Origin of the sequence: Pseudomonas shahriarae (genome assembly GCF_014268455.2) — a bacterium.
Lineage (GTDB): Bacteria > Pseudomonadota > Gammaproteobacteria > Pseudomonadales > Pseudomonadaceae > Aquipseudomonas > Aquipseudomonas shahriarae.
The window spans coordinates 3,865,387-3,883,598 of sequence record NZ_CP077085.1; the positions used below are offsets into that span (position 1 = coordinate 3,865,387).

An 18,212-nucleotide genomic window follows, 5' to 3' on the forward strand; every position below is an offset into this window, starting at 1 on the left:
CATGAACGATCACAACAATAAAATCGAGCTGGAAACCGCCATGACCACGACCACCATGACCATGATCCAGGCCCTGCGCTCGGCCATGGATGTGATGCTTGAGCGCGACGACAATGTGGTGGTATTCGGCCAGGACGTCGGTTACTTCGGCGGCGTGTTCCGTTGCACCGAAGGCTTGCAGAGCAAGTACGGCACCTCGCGGGTGTTTGATGCGCCGATCTCCGAAAGCGGCATTATCGGCGTGGCCGTGGGCATGGGTGCCTATGGCCTGCGCCCGGTGGCTGAAATTCAGTTCGCCGACTACGTGTACCCGGCCACCGACCAGATCATCTCGGAAGCGGCGCGCCTGCGTTATCGCTCGGCCGGCCAGTTCACTGCACCGCTGACCATGCGCATGCCCTGCGGCGGCGGCATCTACGGCGGCCAGACCCACAGCCAGAGTATCGAAGCGGTGTTCACCCAGGTCTGCGGCCTGCGCACGGTGATGCCGTCCAACCCCTATGACGCCAAGGGCCTGCTGATCGCCTCCATCGAAAACGATGACCCGGTGATCTTCCTCGAGCCCAAGCGCCTGTACAACGGCCCGTTCGACGGCCACCACGACCGCCCGGTGACCCCGTGGTCCAAACACCCGCAAGCCCAGGTGCCGGACGGCTACTACACGGTGCCGCTGGATGTGGCTGCCATCGTGCGTCCAGGCTCGGCCGTCACGGTGCTGACTTACGGCACCACCGTGTACGTGTCGCAAGTGGCCGCCGAAGAAACCGGCATCGACGCCGAAGTCATCGACCTGCGCAGCCTGTGGCCGCTGGACCTGGAAACCATCGTCAAGTCGGTGAAAAAGACCGGCCGTTGCGTGGTGGTGCATGAAGCCACCCGGACCTGCGGTTTTGGTGCCGAGCTGGTGTCGTTGGTGCAAGAACACTGCTTCCACTACCTGGAAGCGCCTATCGAGCGTGTGACCGGTTGGGACACCCCCTACCCCCACGCGCAAGAATGGGCGTATTTCCCTGGCCCGACCCGTGTGGGCGCGGCTTTGCAACGGGTCATGGAGGTCTGAATGGGCACGCACGTTATCAAGATGCCGGACATTGGCGAAGGCATCGCAGAAGTTGAGTTGTCGGTATGGCACGTCAAGGTCGGCGATATGGTCGTGGAAGACCAGGTGCTGGCGGATGTGATGACCGACAAGGCGATGGTGGATATTCCCTCGCCGGTCCATGGCAAGGTGATATCGCTGGGCGGCGAGCCGGGTGAAGTCATGGCCGTGGGCAGTATCCTGATCAGCATTGAAGTCGAAGGCGCGGGCAATACCCGGGAGTCGGCGTTGTCGGCGGTGGTTGAAGAAGCCGCGCCGGCCTCAAAAGCCGAAATCAAGGCTCCTGCGGTTGAAAGCAAACCGGCCGCCAAGCCGGTGGTGGCCGCCCAGGCCCCGGTGGCCCGCGACGCCAATGAGCGCCCGCTGGCCTCGCCCGCCGTGCGCAAGCATGCGCTGGACGCCGGGATCCAGCTACGCCTGGTCCAGGGCTCGGGCCCGGCCGGGCGTATTCTGCATGAAGACCTCGACGCCTATCTGCAACAGGGCAGCACCCGCGCCTCGGCCGGCGCCAACCCGTATGCCGAGCGTAACGAGGAAGAGCAGATTCCGGTGATCGGCATACGCCGCAAGATCGCCCAGCGCATGCAGGACGCCACGCGCCGCGCCGCACATTTCAGCTACGTCGAAGAGATCGACGTGACGGCCCTCGACGACTTGCGCGTACACCTCAATGAAAAACACGGCGCCAGCCGCGGCAAGCTGACGTTATTGCCATTCCTGGTGCGCGCGATGGTTGTGGCCTTGCGCGATTTCCCGCAGATCAACGCGCGTTATGACGACGAAGCCCAAGTCATCACCCGCCTTGGCGCGGTGCATGTGGGCGTCGCCACCCAGAGCGATGTCGGCCTGATGGTGCCCGTGGTGCGTCACGCCGAGGCACGCAGCCTGTGGGGCACCGCCGAAGAAATCACCCGCCTGGCCAACGCCGCGCGCAATGGCAAGGCCAGCCGTGACGAACTGTCGGGCTCGACCATCACCCTGACCAGCCTCGGCGCGTTGGGCGGAATTGTCAGCACCCCGGTGCTGAACCTGCCGGAAGTGGCGATTGTCGGCGTCAACCGCATCGTCGAGCGACCAATGGTGATCAAGGGGCAGATCGTGATCCGCAAGATGATGAACCTCTCCAGCTCCTTCGATCACCGGGTGGTCGATGGCATGGACGCGGCGCAATTCATCCAGGCCATCCGTGGCCTGCTCGAACAACCCGCCAGCCTGTTCCTGGAGTAAGGGCATGACTCAGACTTTGCATACCACGCTGCTGATTATCGGCGGCGGCCCGGGCGGCTATGTGGCGGCGATTCGCGCCGGCCAACTGGGCATCCCGACCATCCTGGTAGAAGGCCAGGCGTTGGGCGGTACCTGCCTGAATATCGGCTGCATTCCGTCCAAGGCCCTGATCCACGTTGCCGAGCAGTTCCAGCAAACCGTGCACCACAGCCAGGGTTCGGCCCTGGGCATCGAAGTGGATGTGCCGACCCTGGATATCCGCAAGAGCGTCGAGTGGAAGGACGGCATTGTCGACCGCCTGACCACCGGGGTTGCCGCGCTGCTGAAAAAGCACAAAGTGCAGGTGATCCACGGCTGGGCCAAGATCGTCGACGGCAAGACCGTGGACGTGGACGGCCAACGCATCCAGTGCGAGCACCTGCTGCTGGCCACCGGTTCGAAAAGCGTCAACCTGCCGATGCTGCCGATTGGCGGGCCGATCATTTCGTCCACCGAAGCCTTGGCGCCGAGCCGTGTGCCAAAACGCTTGATCGTGGTGGGTGGCGGTTATATCGGCCTGGAACTGGGGATTGCCTATCGCAAACTCGGGGCCGAGGTCAGCGTGGTCGAAGCCCAGGACCGCATCCTGCCGGCCTACGACGCCGAGCTGACGCAGCCGGTCGCCGAATCCCTCAAGCAGTTGGGGGTCAAGCTGTACCTCAAGCACAGCGTGACGGGTTTTGAAGGTGGCAGCCTGCAAGTGCGCGATCCGAATGGCGAGACCCTGGCCCTCGACACCGACCAGGTGCTGGTTGCCGTCGGTCGCAAACCCAACACCCAGGGCTGGAACCTGGAAGCCTTGAACCTGACGATGAACGGCGCGGCAATCCAGATCGACAGTCGTTGCCAGACCAGCATGCGCAATGTGTGGGCCATTGGCGACCTGAGCGGCGAACCGATGCTGGCGCACCGGGCCATGGCCCAGGGCGAAATGGTCGCGGAGCTGATCAGCGGTAAATCCCGCGAGTTCAACCCGGCGGCGATCCCGGCGGTGTGCTTTACCGACCCGGAACTGGTGGTGGTCGGCAAGACCCCGGACGAAGCCAAGGCTGCGGGCCTGGACTGCATTGTCTCGAGCTTCCCGTTTGCGGCCAATGGCCGGGCCATGACCCTGGAGTCCAAGACCGGCTTCGTGCGGGTGGTGGCACGCCGCGACAATCACCTGATTGTTGGCTGGCAGGCGGTGGGGGTTGGCGTGTCCGAACTGTCCACGGCCTTTGGCCTGAGCCTGGAAATGGGCGCGCGCCTGGAGGATGTGGCAGGCACCATTCATGCCCACCCGACCCTCGGTGAAGCCGTGCAGGAAGCGGCGCTGCGGGCGCTGGGGCATGCCCTGCACCTCTGACCCACTGTGGCAGCGGGCTTGCCTGCGATAGCAATGTGTCAGTGTCAGAGGCGTTAACTGACCCACCGCTCTCGTGAGCAAGCCCGCTCCCACACAGGCCAAGAATGAAGTATTGTTGCGCCCATCCAGAAATAAACCAAAAGCCTGCCTTCGACCAGGCGGTTGAAAAGAGATAGAGGGTGTCATGGGTAACGAAAGCATCAATTGGGACAAATTGGGTTTTGACTACATCAAGACCGACAAGCGTTTTCTCCAGACCTGGAAAGACGGCGCCTGGCAAGAAGGCACCCTGACCGAAGACAACGTGCTGCACATCAGCGAGGGCTCCACCGCCCTGCACTATGGCCAGCAGTGCTTTGAGGGCCTGAAGGCCTATCGCTGCAAGGACGGTTCGATCAACCTGTTCCGCCCGGACCAGAACGCCGCCCGCATGCAACGCAGCTGCGCCCGCCTGCTGATGCCGCAGGTGCCGACCGAAGCCTTCATCGAGGCGTGCAAGGCAGTGGTCCGCGCCAACGAGCGGTTCATCCCGCCGTACGGCACTGGCGGCGCGCTGTACCTGCGCCCGTTCGTGATCGGCACCGGTGACAACATCGGCGTGCGTACCGCGCCCGAGTTCATCTTCTCGATCTTCTGCATCCCGGTCGGCGCCTACTTCAAGGGCGGCCTGACCCCGCACAACTTCCTGATCTCCGGCTACGACCGCGCCGCGCCGAACGGCACCGGCGCCGCCAAGGTCGGTGGCAACTACGCGGCCAGCCTGATGCCCGGCTCCCTGGCGAAAAAAGCCAACTTTGCCGACTGCATCTACCTGGACCCGGCCACCCACTCGAAAATCGAAGAAGTCGGTTCGGCCAACTTCTTCGGGATCACCCACGACAACAAGTTCGTCACCCCGAACTCGCCGTCGGTGCTGCCAGGCATCACCCGCCTGTCGCTGATCGAACTGGCCAAGACCCGCCTGGGCCTGGACGTGGTCGAAGGCGACGTGCTGATCGACAAGCTGGCAGACTTCAAGGAAGCCGGCGCCTGCGGTACGGCGGCAGTGATCACGCCTATCGGCGGGATCGAGTACAAAGACAAGCTGCACGTGTTCTACAGCGAAAAAGAAGTCGGCCCAGTGACCCAGAAGCTCTACAAAGAGCTGACCGGTGTGCAGTCCGGCGACGTTGAAGCGCCAGCTGGCTGGATCGTCAAGGTCTAAGCCCCGCTCCCACATTTGCTTACAGGTGGTTTCAGGATTTTGGCAGGTTTTGCGCAATCTTCTTGCCCATGCTGATCCTCGGCTCCACGCCATACCCCAGTGCTTCGTAGAAGCCCACCACCGTATCGTTGCCCAGATTGATCTGCAGGTTGATCTTCAGGCAGCCCAGGGCGATCAACGCCTGTTCCCCATGGCGCACCAACGACGCGCCCAGGCCTTGCCGGCGATAGTCCGGATGCACGGCCACCGAATACAACCAACCCCGATGCCCGTCGTAACCTGCCATCAAGGTGCCGATCACGGCCTTGCCGTGGGTGGCGACAAAGAACAGCCCGTCCTCCACCGCAAGCTTTCTATCAATCGCCAGTTCCGGCCGGTTATGTGGTGTGTCATAACCAAACGCCGTCTGCCATAACGCCGCGACCTGGGCCCGATGCAAACGGTCGCGATACACGCCGATGGGGTGGCGAGACGACAATACTTTCTCCATCACCAGGGTGCGCTCGTTGCCGTGGTACACATCCCGCACGGTCTGGAACCCCAGCTTGGTATAAAACGGCTCGGCGGTGAGGGACGACGGTACGCTCAATACCGTGACCCCAGCCTCACGGGCCCGCTGTTCGATATCGACCATCAGTTGGCGGCCGATGCCCTGCCCTTGCAGCGCCGGGTTGACGAACACCGAACGCACCACATTGGCGTCCAAGGCGGCGGTCGCGACGATTTCTTGATCCTGGAGTGCAACCAGCACGGTACGCCGCGTGAGCAATTGCAGCACCGCCTCCGGCGTGAAGTTGCTCGCCACCCGCGCAATCACATCCGCCGGGTAGTCGCGGGCATTGCTGCTGCGTAGGGCCGCCAGGATGACCTGGCTGATGCCTTCGGCATCGGTGGGTTGGGCGAGGCGGACGGCGGTAGACATGACTCCTCCTGACGGGTGACGTAATGACAGCCACCACAATACCCATGTGTGGGCTTGTGTGGGAGCCGGGCTTGCCCGCGATGCAGGCACCTCGGTGTGTCCGCCACACCGCGGTGATGCTATCGCAGGCAAGCCAGCTCCCACACAAGTCGGCTCCTACAGGATTGAGCGCCCCCCTGACAGCCGATTCGGCTGCCATACCCCTCTTTTCAGCTTTCCCGGCTGGGCTGCTCCCCTGTTTCAGCCGGGATTCTGCGGCCAGAGCGCACAAAATAGCCTCAATGCCCAACCCCATGGACTCGTGCCCCCATGCAAACCACCAATACCGTCCTGATGATTCGCCCGGCGCACTTTGCCTTTAACCCTGACACCGCGATCAACAACCGCTTCCAGCGCGCGCCCGTCGATCCGGTGGCCGCACAGCACAAAGCGCTGGAAGAGTTCGACGGTTATGTCGACACCCTGCGCCAGCATGGTGTGGACGTGTTGGTGGTGCAGGACACACCCGCGCCCCATACCCCGGATTCGATCTTCCCCAATAACTGGTGGAGCAGCCATGCCGACGGCAGCCTGGTGCTGTACCCGATGGAAGGCCAGAACCGCCGCCTGGAGCGCGATAAAGGCGTGCTGCAAGTACTGGAGCAGCGCTTCGCAATCAAAGACACCATCGACTTCAGCCACCTGGAACAACAGAACATGTTCCTCGAAGGCACTGGCAGCATGGTCCTCGACCGCCAGCACCGCATCAGCTACGCCTGCCACTCCGGGCGCACCCATCACGATGCCCTGCGCCAGTTTGCCGAGCGCCTGGACTATCAGGTCTGCGCCTTCCACGCCGTCGACCGCCATCACGCACCGATCTACCACAGCAACGTGATGATGAGCGTCGGCCGCGACCTGTCGGTGGTGTGCCTGGACGCGCTGCCCGAGACCCACGAACGCCAGGGCCTGGAACGCTCCCTGCGCGACACCGGCAAAGACATCCTGGCCCTGGACTTCGACCAACTGGAAGCCTTCGCCGGCAACATGCTGGAACTCCACGACCGCGACGGCCAGCCGCTGCTGGTGATGTCGGCCAGCGCCTGGCGCTCGCTCAAGCCGGCGCAGCGCCTGCATGTGGAACGCCACACCCACCCAGTCGTGGTGAATATCGACAACATCGAACGCATCGGCGGCGGCAGTGCCCGCTGCATGTTGGCCGAAGTGCATCTTCCGGCCCGCGCCTCATTCCAATAAGGAGTTTTTCCATGACCCGTTATATCGACGTCAACGACCTCAGCTACCTGGTATCGCAAAAAGGCCTGCAAACCTGCATCACCGAGATGGCCGAGTACATCCGCGCCGACTACCTGCGCTGGAATGACTTCGAAAAATGCGCGCGCCTGGCCAACCACTCGCCCGAGGGCGTGATCGAACTGATGCCGGTCTCGGATGCTTCGCTGTATGCCTTCAAATACGTCAACGGCCACCCGAAAAATACCCAGAGCGGCATGCTCACGGTCATGGCGTTCGGCGCCCTGGGGGATGTGGATACCGGCAAACCGGTGCTGCTCAGCGAGATGACCCTGACCACGGCGATCCGCACTGCCGCCACTTCGGCCCTGGTTGCGCGCTACCTGGCACGGGACAACAGCCGCAGCATGGCGCTGATCGGCAATGGCTCGCAAAGTGAGTTCCAGGCCCTGGCGTTTCACACCTTGCTGGGCATCAATGAGATCCGCCTGTTCGATATAGATACCCAGGCCATGCACAAGCTGGCGAACAACCTCAAGGCCTTCCCGGCGATCAAGCTGACCCTCGCGGGTAGCGTCGCCGAAGCGGTGAAAGGCGCCGATATCGTCACCACCGTCACCGCCGACAAGGCCTACGCCACCATCCTTACCGACGACATGATCGAGCCCGGCATGCACCTCAATGCCGTGGGCGGCGACTGCCCCGGCAAGACCGAACTGGACCGGCGCATCGTCGAGCGCGCGCGGGTGATCGTCGAGTACGAACCACAAAGCCGTATCGAAGGCGAAATCCAGCATATGCCCGAGGACTCGCCGGTCACCGAGCTGTGGCAAGTGATCAACGGCCAGAAGCCGGGCCGGGAAAATGCGCGCCAGGTCACCCTGTTTGACTCGGTAGGTTTTGCCCTCGAAGACTATTCGGCCCTGCGTTATGTACTGGATGTGGCCAAGGCCCTGGACGTGGGCAGCGAGTTGGAGCTGGTACCGGACCTGGCCGACCCCAAGGACCTGTTCGCCCGCCTGGCCCAGCGACCAACCGCACAGCATAAAAAGCGCGCCTGAAACCGCTCTGGCCTGCCGCTTTGCGCAAGCGGCGGGCCCTAAACCGCGGTTTGAAAAGCCGATATACAGGGTGCCGCAGCCGATTCTGCTGCAATCCGCGTTTTAACAGCGCATTCCGCATGCGAAGGACTAGGTAAACGACACAAAAAACGCACCATCATGAAGCATTCTGAGCGCGACCAAAGAGTCAGCAAATGAATGCATGCCGCACCCTTTCTACTGCCCTGACATCAATTACAAAATATAGGGAAAACACCATGACTCCGCTCCGATCACTCGTCGCCGCGCTGCTCCTGCCTTTGTGCGCCACCGCCGTCCAGGCCCAGGAATGGAAAGAAATCCGTTTCGGCGTGTTCCCCGAGTACCCACCCTTTGAATCCGTGGCCGCTGACGGCAGCCTGCAAGGTTTCGACATTGAGCTGGGCAACGCTATCTGCGCCAAGCTTGAAGTCAAGTGCACCTGGGTCCACAACGAGTTCGACGGCATGATCCCGGCGCTGCGTGCGCGCAAGTTCGACGCCATCATGTCCTCCATGGCCGTGACCCCGGCCCGGCAAAAACAGATCGACTTCAGCGATCGCCTGTTCCTCAGCCCCACCTCGGTGATCACCCGCAAGGGCGCCGGTTTCGGCGACACCCCCGAATCCCTCAAGGGCAAACAGGTCGGCGTGCTCCAGGGCTCGCTGCAGGAAGCCTATGCCCGCGCCCACCTGGCCAAGCTCGGTGCCCAGGTCAAGGCATACCAGTCCCAGGACCAGAACTATGCCGACCTGCAAAACGGCCGCCTCGACGCGACGCTGACCGACAAGCTCGAAGCCCAGCTCAACTTCCTGTCCAAGCCTGAAGGCGCCGACTACCAATCCGGCCCGGCCTTCAAGGACCCGACCTTGCCGCTGGACATTGCCATGGGCCTGCGCAAGAACGACCAGGAACTGCTGGCGCTGATCAACAAGGGCATCGCAGCCATCCAGGCCGATGGCACTTACGCGCTGATCCAGAAGAAGTACTTCGGTGACGAAGATATCTATCACGAGTAATCCCCCGCCCTATCCCCTGTAGGAGCCGGCTTGCCAGCGCTGGCGGTGCGACAAACACCGCCATTTGCGGCAGGTTCCTACCGGTTCTATCGAGACTTTCCCGTGAATGAACTCCTCAACCTGCAAGGCTTCGGCCCGCTGTTGGCCCAGGGTGCCTGGATGACCATCAAGCTGGCGTTCCTCGCGCTGGTCCTGAGCCTGAGCCTGGGCCTGATCGCCGCCGGTGCCAAGCTGTCCAGCCATAAGCTGTTGCGCATCCCCGCCACCCTCTACACCACCTTGATCCGCAGCGTGCCGGACCTGGTACTGATCCTGCTGATCTTCTACAGCCTGCAACTGTGGCTCAATGACTTGACCGAGATGCTTGGCTGGAACTACTTCGAAATTGATCCCTTCACCGCCGGTGTGATCACCCTGGGTTTTATCTACGGTGCGTATTTCACCGAAAACTTTCGCGGCGCGATGCTCAGTGTGCCGGTGGGCCAACTGGAAGCAGCGACCGCCTACGGCTTGAGCCGCTGGCAGCGGTTTCGGCTGGTGATGTTCCCGCAATTGATGCGGTTTGCGTTGCCGGGGCTGGGCAATAACTGGCTGGTACTGCTCAAGTCCACGGCGCTGGTGTCGATCATCGGCCTGGCGGACCTGGTCAAGGCCGCGCAGAACGCCGGCAAGACCACCAATGACCCGTTGTACTTCCTGATCCTTGCGGGCCTGGTGTACCTGGTGATCACCACCCTCTCCAACCGCATCTTCAAACGCCTGGAACGGCGCTACAACGTCGGCATCAAAGGAGTGGCGCGATGATCGAACTGATCCAGCAATATGGCCTGGCGTACCTGTGGACCGATGGCTCGGGGTTTTCCGGGGTGGCCATGACCTTGTGGCTGTTTATCGTGTCGGTGATCCTCGGGTTTTTCCTGTCCATCCCCCTGGCAATCGCCCGCGTCAGCGAGCACTTCTGGCTACGCTGGCCGGTGGAGGTGTACACCTACCTGTTTCGCGGCACGCCGCTGTATATCCAGTTGCTGATTTGCTACACCGGCCTGTACAGCCTGGAAGTGGTGCAGGATAACGCCCTGCTCAATCAGTTTTTCCGCAATGCCTTGAACTGCACGCTGCTGGCCTTTGTGCTCAACACCTGCGCCTACACCGTGGAAATCTTCGCCGGGGCCATTCGCAATATTCCCCATGGCGAAATTGAAGCCGCGCGGGCCTACGGCCTGCACGGCTGGCGGATGAACCTGTTCGTGGTGATCCCCGCCGCGCTGCGCCGCGCATTGCCGGCCTACAGCAACGAAATGATCCTGATGCTGCACGCCACGTCCCTGGCATTTACCGCAACCATCGCCGACATCCTCAAGGTGGCCCGTGACGCCAATGCCGAAACGTTCCTCACGTTCCAGGCCTTCGGCATTGCTGCGCTGCTGTACATGCTGCTGTCCTTCGCATTGGTGGGCCTGTTCCGACTGGCCGAACGACGCTGGATGCGCTTTCTTGTCCCGACCCGAGGCTAACCCATGAATCAGTCCGCACAGGCCCTGGCCGCTCATCCCACACACACTGCCGCGCCCCGCCCGAACGTGGTGGCGGCCGGCGCCAACGTCAAACTCAAGGTCGAAGACCTGCATAAAAGCTACGGCGACCACGAAGTGCTCAAGGGGGTTTCGCTCAACGCCAGCAAGGGCGATGTGATCAGCCTGATCGGCGCCAGCGGCTCCGGCAAAAGCACCATGCTGCGCTGCATCAATTTCCTCGAACAGCCCGACGCCGGGGTAATCACCCTGGACGGCATCAGCATTGAAATGCGCCAGGGTCGCGCCGGGGTGCAGGCGCCGCACCAGGCACAACTGCAGAACCTGCGCACGCGCCTGGCCATGGTGTTCCAGCACTTCAACCTGTGGAGCCACATGACCGTGCTGGAAAACATCTGCATGGCGCCACGCCGGGTGTTGGGCGTCAGTGCCGCCGAGGCGGAGAAACGCGCGCGGATGTACCTGGATAAAGTCGGCCTGCCGGGCCGGGTCGCCGATCAATACCCGGCGTTTCTCTCCGGTGGCCAGCAACAGCGCGTGGCCATCGCCAGGGCCCTGGCCATGGAGCCGGAGATTATCCTGTTCGATGAACCGACCTCGGCGCTGGATCCGGAGCTTGTAGGAGAAGTCCTCAAAGTCATACAGACGTTGGCCGAGGAAGGTCGTACCATGCTTATGGTCACCCACGAAATGGGCTTTGCCCGGCAAGTCTCCAGCCAGGTGCTGTTCCTGCACCAGGGCCGTGTCGAAGAACAAGGCAGCGCCGAGATCCTCGACCACCCGACCAGCGAACGCTTGCAGCAATTTCTCTCCAACCGCTTGAAGTGAACACAGAATCGACCATGGATACCAAGGCCAACGGACCCCATTCCACCCCAGTGCTGGATCGCATTGATGAAGCCATCATTGATGTCTTGCGCCATCAGGGGCGTATCACCTACGAAAAGCTGTCTTCGCTGGTGCACCTGACGCCCAGGCCCTGCCTGGAGCGGGTGCGCAAGCTGGAGCGGCGCGGGGTGATTCGCGGCTACGGCGCGATCATTGATGTGCAAATGGTCTCGCCGGGGTTGTCCTTGCTGGTACTGGTGGCCTTGTCGAACCAGAGCGGGCGCTCGGCGCAAAAAGCCTTTGAAGCCTGCGTCAAAGCCTGTCCGCAGGTGTTCGAGTGCCAATTGATCAGTGGCCCCTTCGACTACAGCCTGCGCATGCGCTGCCGGGACATGGAGCACTACCGCGTGCTGACGGAAACCTGGTTGAACAATGATGAGCTGCACATCGACAAACTGGTGGCCCATCCGGAGCTGGCGGTGGTGAAAAACACCGCGACTGAGTTGGCCTGAACCCCATCGCCTCACACGATGCAGATCAGATGTGGGGGGGTGGACTTGTGTGGGCTTGCTGTGTGGGAGATTCTATGGTTTTGGGGAAGCCCCCAAAACCGCTTTTGACTGGTATTCGCTCAGGTTTTTCATGAGCGAAAAGGCGATGCGCGCCAGCTTGCGGCCAATGATGACCAGGGCTTGAGTCGTTTTCAGGCCCCTGGCCAGATAACCCTCGTATAAAGGTTTCCAGGCTTCTGACCTGATACCTGCTGACGCCGCGTTATGCAGCAATCTGCGTATCTCTGAATCTCCCTTCTTGCTCAATGAGCGGCGTCCGCTCATTTGCCCAGAATCGGATACTCTCAAGTCCATTCCCAAGAACGCGATGTAAGCGTCAGCACTTTCAAATTCTCCTCGCTGAAACGCCATTACCAGGGCAACTGCTGTCAGAAACCCAATGCCCTCGACGGCTTGGCAGCGCTTGACCTGATGCAAAAGCCCCGCCTCAGTAACAGCATCTAATATCCTTTTCTCAATGAGCCCCTCATGCCTATCAAGACACGCTGAAATGCTCTTGGACGAGGCCTTGAGTGATGGCTCGCCCGCCCAGCTCTGATTCAGTGCAACACGCATTTTCACCAGCGCTGCGCGTCGACGCAGCAAGCTTTGAAGCTTGGTATAAATCTTCGGCGGCGGATTCCAGGCGCGTAAATCAGCCTGTTCATTCTTCAAGTAGCGAGCCAGCAACTGCGCATCACTGAAGTCTGTTTTAGCGCGACCACCTGTGCCTTTGCGGTAATGGCTAAGGCGATATCCATCAATCACGTAAACGATATGGCCCATCGAATGAGCCAAGTTGACGGTATCCACGTGATAGATATTGGTGGCTTCAATTGCGATGGCGCTGCCCGCAGGCAAAGACTTCAGCCATGCCTTCAGCTCGCTTTTCTTGTTCGATACGATCTTTGTTTCAGCAGTTTCACTTTGATAAACAACTACTTCGGCTTTAGCGACATCCACTCCAATGATTGATTGCGAGACAGTCATTGCCATGAGAAAAGCTCCGGGTTAGGGTTTACGGGCTTGTCGGGGCTTCACCGTTGCGCTGGCTTGCTTCTATCGTCGGTCATGGCCGATGCATTCCTTATCGGCGCTTTGGTGAAGGGGTGGGACGAAGTCTCCCACGGTCTGTACTGGCTAGAGTCAGATGCTGGCTTTTAGTCCCACCACCCCTACAAGTCTAACCATACAAGCTGGCTTGCCTGCGATGCAGACGCCTCGGTCTATCAGCTATACCGAGGTGATGCTATCGCAGGCAAGCCAGCTCCCACACAAGCCAGCCCGCCATATGCTTCCCATATGTTTCCCACATGTTTTAACCGTGCCCGCCTGAAATCCGCTTGCCGGGGCGCTCACCAATCAGCTTCGCCTGCCCATCCCGCTGCTTCCCCGTCCGCGCCTCGCTGATCAACCCCGGTATCAACTTACCCTCCGGCAAATTCTTCCAGAACCGGCTCGGCAGGTGCCCCTCCATGACCTTGGGATTCAACCGCGCCGGGTTGAAGATATGGCTGTAATAGGTCAGCCACATGGCACTGTGTGGATCTTCGACATTCTGCGCCAACTGCTGCCATTGCTCCGGGCACTGGCGTTGATGAATCAACTGCTCACCGTCGTAATACACCCCATCCAGGGGCGTCGCGATCATCCAGCGATGACGGCCCATGCGCCCGACAAAATGCTGGCTGGCACTGTGCAAAATATCGTGGGCCGGTTCGTGCCAGGCCACGTACTCCGGCAACTCCGGCCCCGCCGCCGCCGGCAGCGCGATAAAACGCACAAACGCATGCAGATGGTGGGCCTCACGCCTTACCTGCTTGATCCGCCGTTGCAACTCGCTGCCCAGTTGATCCCCCGCCATCATCGCCGTGCGGTCACCATGGCTGACGCGCCACAGCACTTCATACAACAGGCTCCAGCGCTGCTCACCGTGGTAACAGGCGGCACTTTCCAGCAGCTCCAGCAGCGCCTTGGGAATGCGTGCCTGGAACGGGCCATTGTGCGTGGGGTAGTGTTCATCGGTGGCAAACAGGTCCGCCACTTCCACTTCGCCCCAACTGACATGGCTGGGGTCGATCTGATGGCTGAGCAGCCAGCGCGCCTGCTCGCGCCAGGTACTGAACAGGTTGTCGCATTCCAGGCTGATCATCCCCATAACCCCATCTGTTGCGGTTGCGGGCGGTCGCGCAGTTGCTCGCGCAGCAGCACGCTGGTGCTTTCCGCCTGCTGGGGGTGGTAGTCGCTGGTGATGAAGAACGGCTTGGCCTTGGTCAACACGCAGCGCATACGCGCCAGGTCTTCAAAACGGATCTTGCGTTGCCGGCGCAGCTCCACCAGGCGTTCGGTGGTACGCAGGCCAATCCCCGGGATACGCGCGATCAACGTCGCCTCGGCACGGTTCAGGTCCAGCGGGAACACCTCGCGATGCTCCAGGGCCCAGGCCAGCTTCGGGTCGATATCCAGCGCCAGATCCCCCGGCCCCGCGAACAGTTCGTTGGCGCGAAAGCCATAACTGCGCAGCAGGAAATCGGCCTGGTACAAACGGTGCTCGCGCATCAGCGGCGGCGCCGCCAGGGGCACGCTTTTCGGGCTATTGGGAATCGGGCTGAACGCCGAGTAGTACACCCGGCGCAACTTGAAGTTGCCATACAGCGCCTCGGCACCGTGCAGGATGGTGCTGTCGTCGGTGTCATCGGCGCCGACAATCATCTGCGTGCTTTGCCCGGCCGGGGCGAACCGCGGTGCCCGGGGCTCGTTGAGCACGGTTTGCTCGCCGGTGAAAATCGTCTGCATCGCCTGCTTGATCGAACCGATCTGCTTCTCCGGCGCGAGGATCTGCAGGCTTTTATCGGTGGGCAACTCAATGTTCACGCTCAAGCGATCGGCATATCGCCCGGCCTCGGCAATCAATGCAGGATCCGCTTCGGGGATGGTCTTGAGGTGGATATAACCGCGAAAGTCATGCTCCTCACGCAGCAACTTGGCGACCCGCACCAGTTGCTCCATGGTGTAGTCCGCCGAACGAATGATCCCCGAACTGAGAAACAGCCCGCTGACGCAATTACGCCGGTAGAAATCCAGGGTCAGGCTCACCACCTCCTCCGGGTTGAACCGCGCACGGGGCACGTCACTGGAGCGGCGGTTGACACAGTATTGGCAGTCGTAGAGGCAGAAATTGGTCAGCAGCACCTTGAGCAACGACACACAGCGCCCATCGGGTGTGTAGCTGTGGCAGATGCCCATGCCATCGCTCGAACCCAGCCCGGCCTTGCCCTCGGAGGTGCGCTTGGGCGCCCCGCTGCTGGCGCAAGACGCGTCGTACTTGGCCGCATCGGCGAGGATGCTGAGTTTTTCGATCAACTGCATGGCGGGCTACCGGACACTGTGTTTTTGTACAGTATCAGCAGCGATACCCGGCATTCAAGGAGAGATCGGCGAACGGTAGAACAAATAGTTGTGGGAGCTGCCGACGTTTTTTCAAACACATCAAGAACAGTTGAGCGACCCCGAACCTTCAATCGTCGCGCGTCAGCACTTCCAGCAACTCAATCTCGAAATGCAGATTGCTATGGGGCTGGATATGCGCGCCCATCGCCCGCTCGCCATACGCCAGATGCGCCGGCACAAACAGCTTGCGCACGCCGCCGACCTTCATCCCCATCAAGCCCCGGTCCCACCCCTTGATCACACGCCCGGTGCCAATCACACACTGGAACGGCTTGCCCCGCTCCCAGGACGAATCAAACACCGTACCGTCTTCCAGGGTGCCGGTGTATTGAGTGGTGATCAGCGCCCCCTTGACCACGGCTTTACCGTCGCCTTGGCGGATGTCGGTGATTTGCAGTTCTTCGTTGCTCATGGGGGATCTCGTTGGGTTCACACTGGCTGGCTTTTTCCCAGAATCAAGCGCCTTTGGCAAGTGCACTCTTAAGGATCCAGACTACGCCTCAGCCAGAAGCGCCTGACTTAACCTCAGCCATCTTTTCCCCTCTTATAAAAAATCAACCACCCCGGTTGCACAACAATAAGAGGTCACACCCCAATGAGCCAACCAACAAGCCCTGTCCGCGTCGCTGTCGTGCAGTTCGACCCCCAGGTCGGCCTGGATAACCGCGAAAGCAATCTGCATCGCAGCCTGGCCTTGGCTGCCGAGGCGGTCAATGGTGGGGCTAACCTGATCGTACTGCCCGAGTTGTCGAACTGCGGTTACTTCTTCAGCAGCCGCCAGGACGCATTCGAGCATGCCGAGCCCGTTCCCGGCGGGGCCAGTGTGCAAGCCTGGATGGCGTTTGCCGCCACCCATCAGGTGTATCTGGTGGCGGGCCTGAATGAGATCGAGGGTCGGCAGTTGTTCAATACTGCGGTATTGCTGGGGCCGGATGGGTTGATCGGTAAGTACCGCAAGGCCCACCTATGGAACCTCGAGAAGCTCTGGTTCACCCCTGGCAACCTGGGCTTTCCGGTGTTTGAAACGCCTATCGGGCGCATTGGCCTGTTGATCTGCTGGGACATCTGGTTCCCGGAAGTACCACGCATCCTCAGCCAGCAAGGCGCCGATATTATTTGTAGCCTCAACAACTGGGTGTGGACGCCGCCGCCGCTGTTCGACGAGGCCGGTAAATGCATGGCGTCGTACCTGACCATGACCGCCGCCCACGTCAATAATGTGTTTATCGCCGCCGCCAGCCGGATCGGTGAGGAGCGTGATGCACGCTACCTGGGGTGTTCGTTGATTGCCGGGACCAATGGCTGGCCTATCGGCAAAGTGGCGTCGGCTAACCGCCAGGAAATCCTCTTCGCCGATATAGACCTGACCAGCGCCCGCAGTGCGCCGATCTGGAACAGTCTCAACGACCTGCACCGTGACCGGCGCGATGATCTTTACGATCAGATGCTCGGGTATTGCCAGCACCCCGCCCTGCCACGCTAAAGGGAGGGCGAGTCATGGAAAATTTATTCATGAAACCTGGAAACGAGCGATCTCGGGTCGATAAGGCGATCATCGCATTGGGGCTCATCAGCATCTCGCTGATTGTCTGGACGGTCCTCACGCACCAAGGCTCCTGGCCTAGCTACGGCGATATGGTGGCAGCATTTCCCGACCCCATCGCCTGGCTACGCTGGGTACTGGGAGATGTCAGCGAAGTGGCCTTCTACAAGCATGAGCTTGCCTCCCTCGGGTTGTTGGCGGGTGCATACCTGGCCTGGTGGGCCAGCCGCACCGGCAAGCGCTGGCAAGGCTTTGCGATTTGCTACGGCAGTGGGCTGTGGCCATGGTTGGTGACCAGTTCCCTGCTGGGCCTGCTGCTGAGCAACCTGCTATGGGGTTGGACGGTCACCGCCGAGACCTGGCAACCCACCTTCGCCGCGTTTGTTTCACTGCCGGCAGCAATGGTCCTGATGTTTGGGGGTGGTTGGAAAGTCACCCTCAATGGCGCGTTGTTGGGGGCGCTGCTGGTCACGCCGATGTGCTTGCTGATCGTCAATTTTGTCTGTGTACCGCTGGATTTGCCGGTGGTGATTGGTAACGTGCTGGGCATGGCGGCGGGCAGCGTGATTGCCTTTGTCATCTGTCGCCGCGTGCCGATTCTGGTGCGCTCGGACTATATCGCCGCGGACAAACCATTGCCGCTCAAGCCGCCAACCTATGGCCTGGGCTGGAGCTTGCGCAGGGTCTTGGCCGATTTTTCCGAAGCGCCGTTCTTCGGCAATGAGTGGGCCAGCCTTGGCCTACTGGCGGGAGTCCTGCTGGCGTATGCCTTGAACCCGTTGAGTGCCGCCTATGGGTCGGGACTGGTGCTGCAACTGATCGGTGCCCAGGCGCTGACATCGGCTCTGGGTGTACTGATCTGGCGCAGTCAGTGGATCAAGCGCGGTTGGTATCCCACCTACGTGCCGCTGGTCTCGGTCGTACCGGCAGCGGTGCTGACCCATGGCGGGAGTTGGATGGTGATTGGATCGAGTGCGTTGCTTGGCGCGTTGATCGCGCCGCCGCTGGCCTGTGCCATTGCCGGGCGGCTGCCGACACACTTTCATCCCTATATCGGTAATGTAATCTCGATGGCGTTGAGCACCTTGCTGATTGTGCCCGTCGTTGGAAGGTTGATCGCGTAAACAGCCGGGTAAGGCTC

The 18,212-nt window shown here is 61.1% G+C and carries 18 protein-coding genes; 13 read left to right on the forward strand and 5 right to left on the reverse strand.

Annotated elements, in window-relative coordinates; translation table 11 throughout:
• Position 1: 1 nt before the first annotated feature.
• From HU773_RS17065 to HU773_RS17080, 4 genes are all read left to right on the forward strand, one after another.
• A complete protein-coding gene (locus HU773_RS17065; RefSeq protein WP_057439417.1) occupies positions 2-1,060 on the forward strand; it encodes an alpha-ketoacid dehydrogenase subunit beta in 1,059 nt (352 codons plus the stop codon).
• Complete coding sequence (locus HU773_RS17070; protein WP_186626267.1) at positions 1,061-2,326, forward strand: dihydrolipoamide acetyltransferase family protein; 1,266 nt, start codon at positions 1,061-1,063, stop codon at positions 2,324-2,326.
• Between the two features lie 4 nt (positions 2,327-2,330).
• Positions 2,331-3,710 (forward strand): dihydrolipoyl dehydrogenase, encoded by a 1,380-nt coding sequence (lpdA, locus tag HU773_RS17075; protein ID WP_057960089.1) that lies wholly within the window; start codon positions 2,331-2,333, stop codon positions 3,708-3,710.
• A 184-nt stretch (positions 3,711-3,894) separates the two neighbouring features.
• Positions 3,895-4,914: a branched-chain amino acid aminotransferase gene (locus tag HU773_RS17080; protein ID WP_057439419.1), complete on the forward strand. Its 1,020-nt coding sequence runs from the start codon at positions 3,895-3,897 to the stop codon at positions 4,912-4,914.
• Positions 4,915-4,945: 31 nt separating this feature from the next.
• Here HU773_RS17080 and HU773_RS17085 read toward each other — a convergent pair whose 3' ends face one another.
• On the reverse strand, positions 4,946-5,836 hold the full coding sequence (locus tag HU773_RS17085; protein WP_186626266.1) for a GNAT family acetyltransferase: 891 nt from the start codon (positions 5,834-5,836) through the stop codon (positions 4,946-4,948).
• 309 nt (positions 5,837-6,145) lie between these two features.
• Between HU773_RS17085 and ctlX the strand changes: the two genes are divergently transcribed.
• From ctlX to HU773_RS17120, 7 genes are all read left to right on the forward strand, one after another.
• On the forward strand, positions 6,146-7,072 hold the full coding sequence (gene ctlX, locus HU773_RS17090) for a citrulline utilization hydrolase CtlX (protein WP_120733536.1): 927 nt from the start codon (positions 6,146-6,148) through the stop codon (positions 7,070-7,072).
• Between the two features lie 11 nt (positions 7,073-7,083).
• Positions 7,084-8,130, forward strand: coding sequence for an ornithine cyclodeaminase (gene ocd, locus HU773_RS17095; protein WP_057960091.1), 1,047 nt, complete (start codon positions 7,084-7,086; stop codon positions 8,128-8,130).
• A gap of 257 nt (positions 8,131-8,387) precedes the next feature.
• Positions 8,388-9,167 carry an ABC transporter substrate-binding protein gene (locus tag HU773_RS17100; protein ID WP_057439422.1) on the forward strand — a complete coding sequence of 260 codons (780 nt, stop codon included), beginning with the start codon at positions 8,388-8,390 and terminating at the stop codon, positions 9,165-9,167.
• 102 nt (positions 9,168-9,269) lie between these two features.
• The gene (locus HU773_RS17105; RefSeq protein WP_057960092.1) at positions 9,270-9,971 is read left to right on the forward strand and encodes an ABC transporter permease; all 702 of its coding nucleotides are present in this window, start codon (positions 9,270-9,272) and stop codon (positions 9,969-9,971) included.
• Positions 9,968-10,681, forward strand: coding sequence for an ABC transporter permease (locus HU773_RS17110; RefSeq protein ID WP_057439424.1), 714 nt, complete (start codon positions 9,968-9,970; stop codon positions 10,679-10,681). The genes HU773_RS17105 and HU773_RS17110 overlap by 4 nt, the downstream gene beginning before the upstream one ends.
• Before the next feature lie 3 nt (positions 10,682-10,684).
• Complete coding sequence (locus HU773_RS17115) at positions 10,685-11,527, forward strand: ABC transporter ATP-binding protein (protein ID WP_225923795.1); 843 nt, start codon at positions 10,685-10,687, stop codon at positions 11,525-11,527.
• Positions 11,528-11,541: 14 nt separating this feature from the next.
• Positions 11,542-12,039 carry an Lrp/AsnC family transcriptional regulator gene (locus HU773_RS17120; RefSeq protein ID WP_057439425.1) on the forward strand — a complete coding sequence of 166 codons (498 nt, stop codon included), beginning with the start codon at positions 11,542-11,544 and terminating at the stop codon, positions 12,037-12,039.
• A gap of 72 nt (positions 12,040-12,111) precedes the next feature.
• Here the strand turns inward: HU773_RS17120 and HU773_RS17125 are convergent, their stop codons facing one another.
• The 4 genes from HU773_RS17125 to HU773_RS17140 form a co-directional block, all read right to left on the reverse strand.
• Positions 12,112-13,074, reverse strand: coding sequence for an IS110 family RNA-guided transposase (locus HU773_RS17125; RefSeq protein ID WP_076965387.1), 963 nt, complete (start codon positions 13,072-13,074; stop codon positions 12,112-12,114).
• A 322-nt stretch (positions 13,075-13,396) separates the two neighbouring features.
• Positions 13,397-14,230: a TIGR03915 family putative DNA repair protein gene (locus HU773_RS17130; RefSeq protein ID WP_057439426.1), complete on the reverse strand. Its 834-nt coding sequence runs from the start codon at positions 14,228-14,230 to the stop codon at positions 13,397-13,399.
• Complete coding sequence (locus tag HU773_RS17135; protein ID WP_115128533.1) at positions 14,227-15,447, reverse strand: putative DNA modification/repair radical SAM protein; 1,221 nt, start codon at positions 15,445-15,447, stop codon at positions 14,227-14,229. Before HU773_RS17135 ends, HU773_RS17130 begins: the two co-directional genes overlap by 4 nt.
• Positions 15,448-15,595: 148 nt before the next feature.
• Positions 15,596-15,940: an FKBP-type peptidyl-prolyl cis-trans isomerase gene (locus HU773_RS17140; RefSeq protein WP_057959126.1), complete on the reverse strand. Its 345-nt coding sequence runs from the start codon at positions 15,938-15,940 to the stop codon at positions 15,596-15,598.
• Between the two features lie 183 nt (positions 15,941-16,123).
• Here HU773_RS17140 and HU773_RS17145 point away from each other — a divergent pair, with 183 nt between their 5' ends.
• Positions 16,124-17,011, forward strand: coding sequence for a nitrilase family protein (locus HU773_RS17145; RefSeq protein WP_057439430.1), 888 nt, complete (start codon positions 16,124-16,126; stop codon positions 17,009-17,011).
• A gap of 14 nt (positions 17,012-17,025) precedes the next feature.
• Entirely contained in the window at positions 17,026-18,195 is a 1,170-nt protein-coding gene (locus HU773_RS17150) for a hypothetical protein (RefSeq protein WP_170060312.1), read from the forward strand.
• The last annotated feature ends 17 nt before the right edge of the window (positions 18,196-18,212 follow it).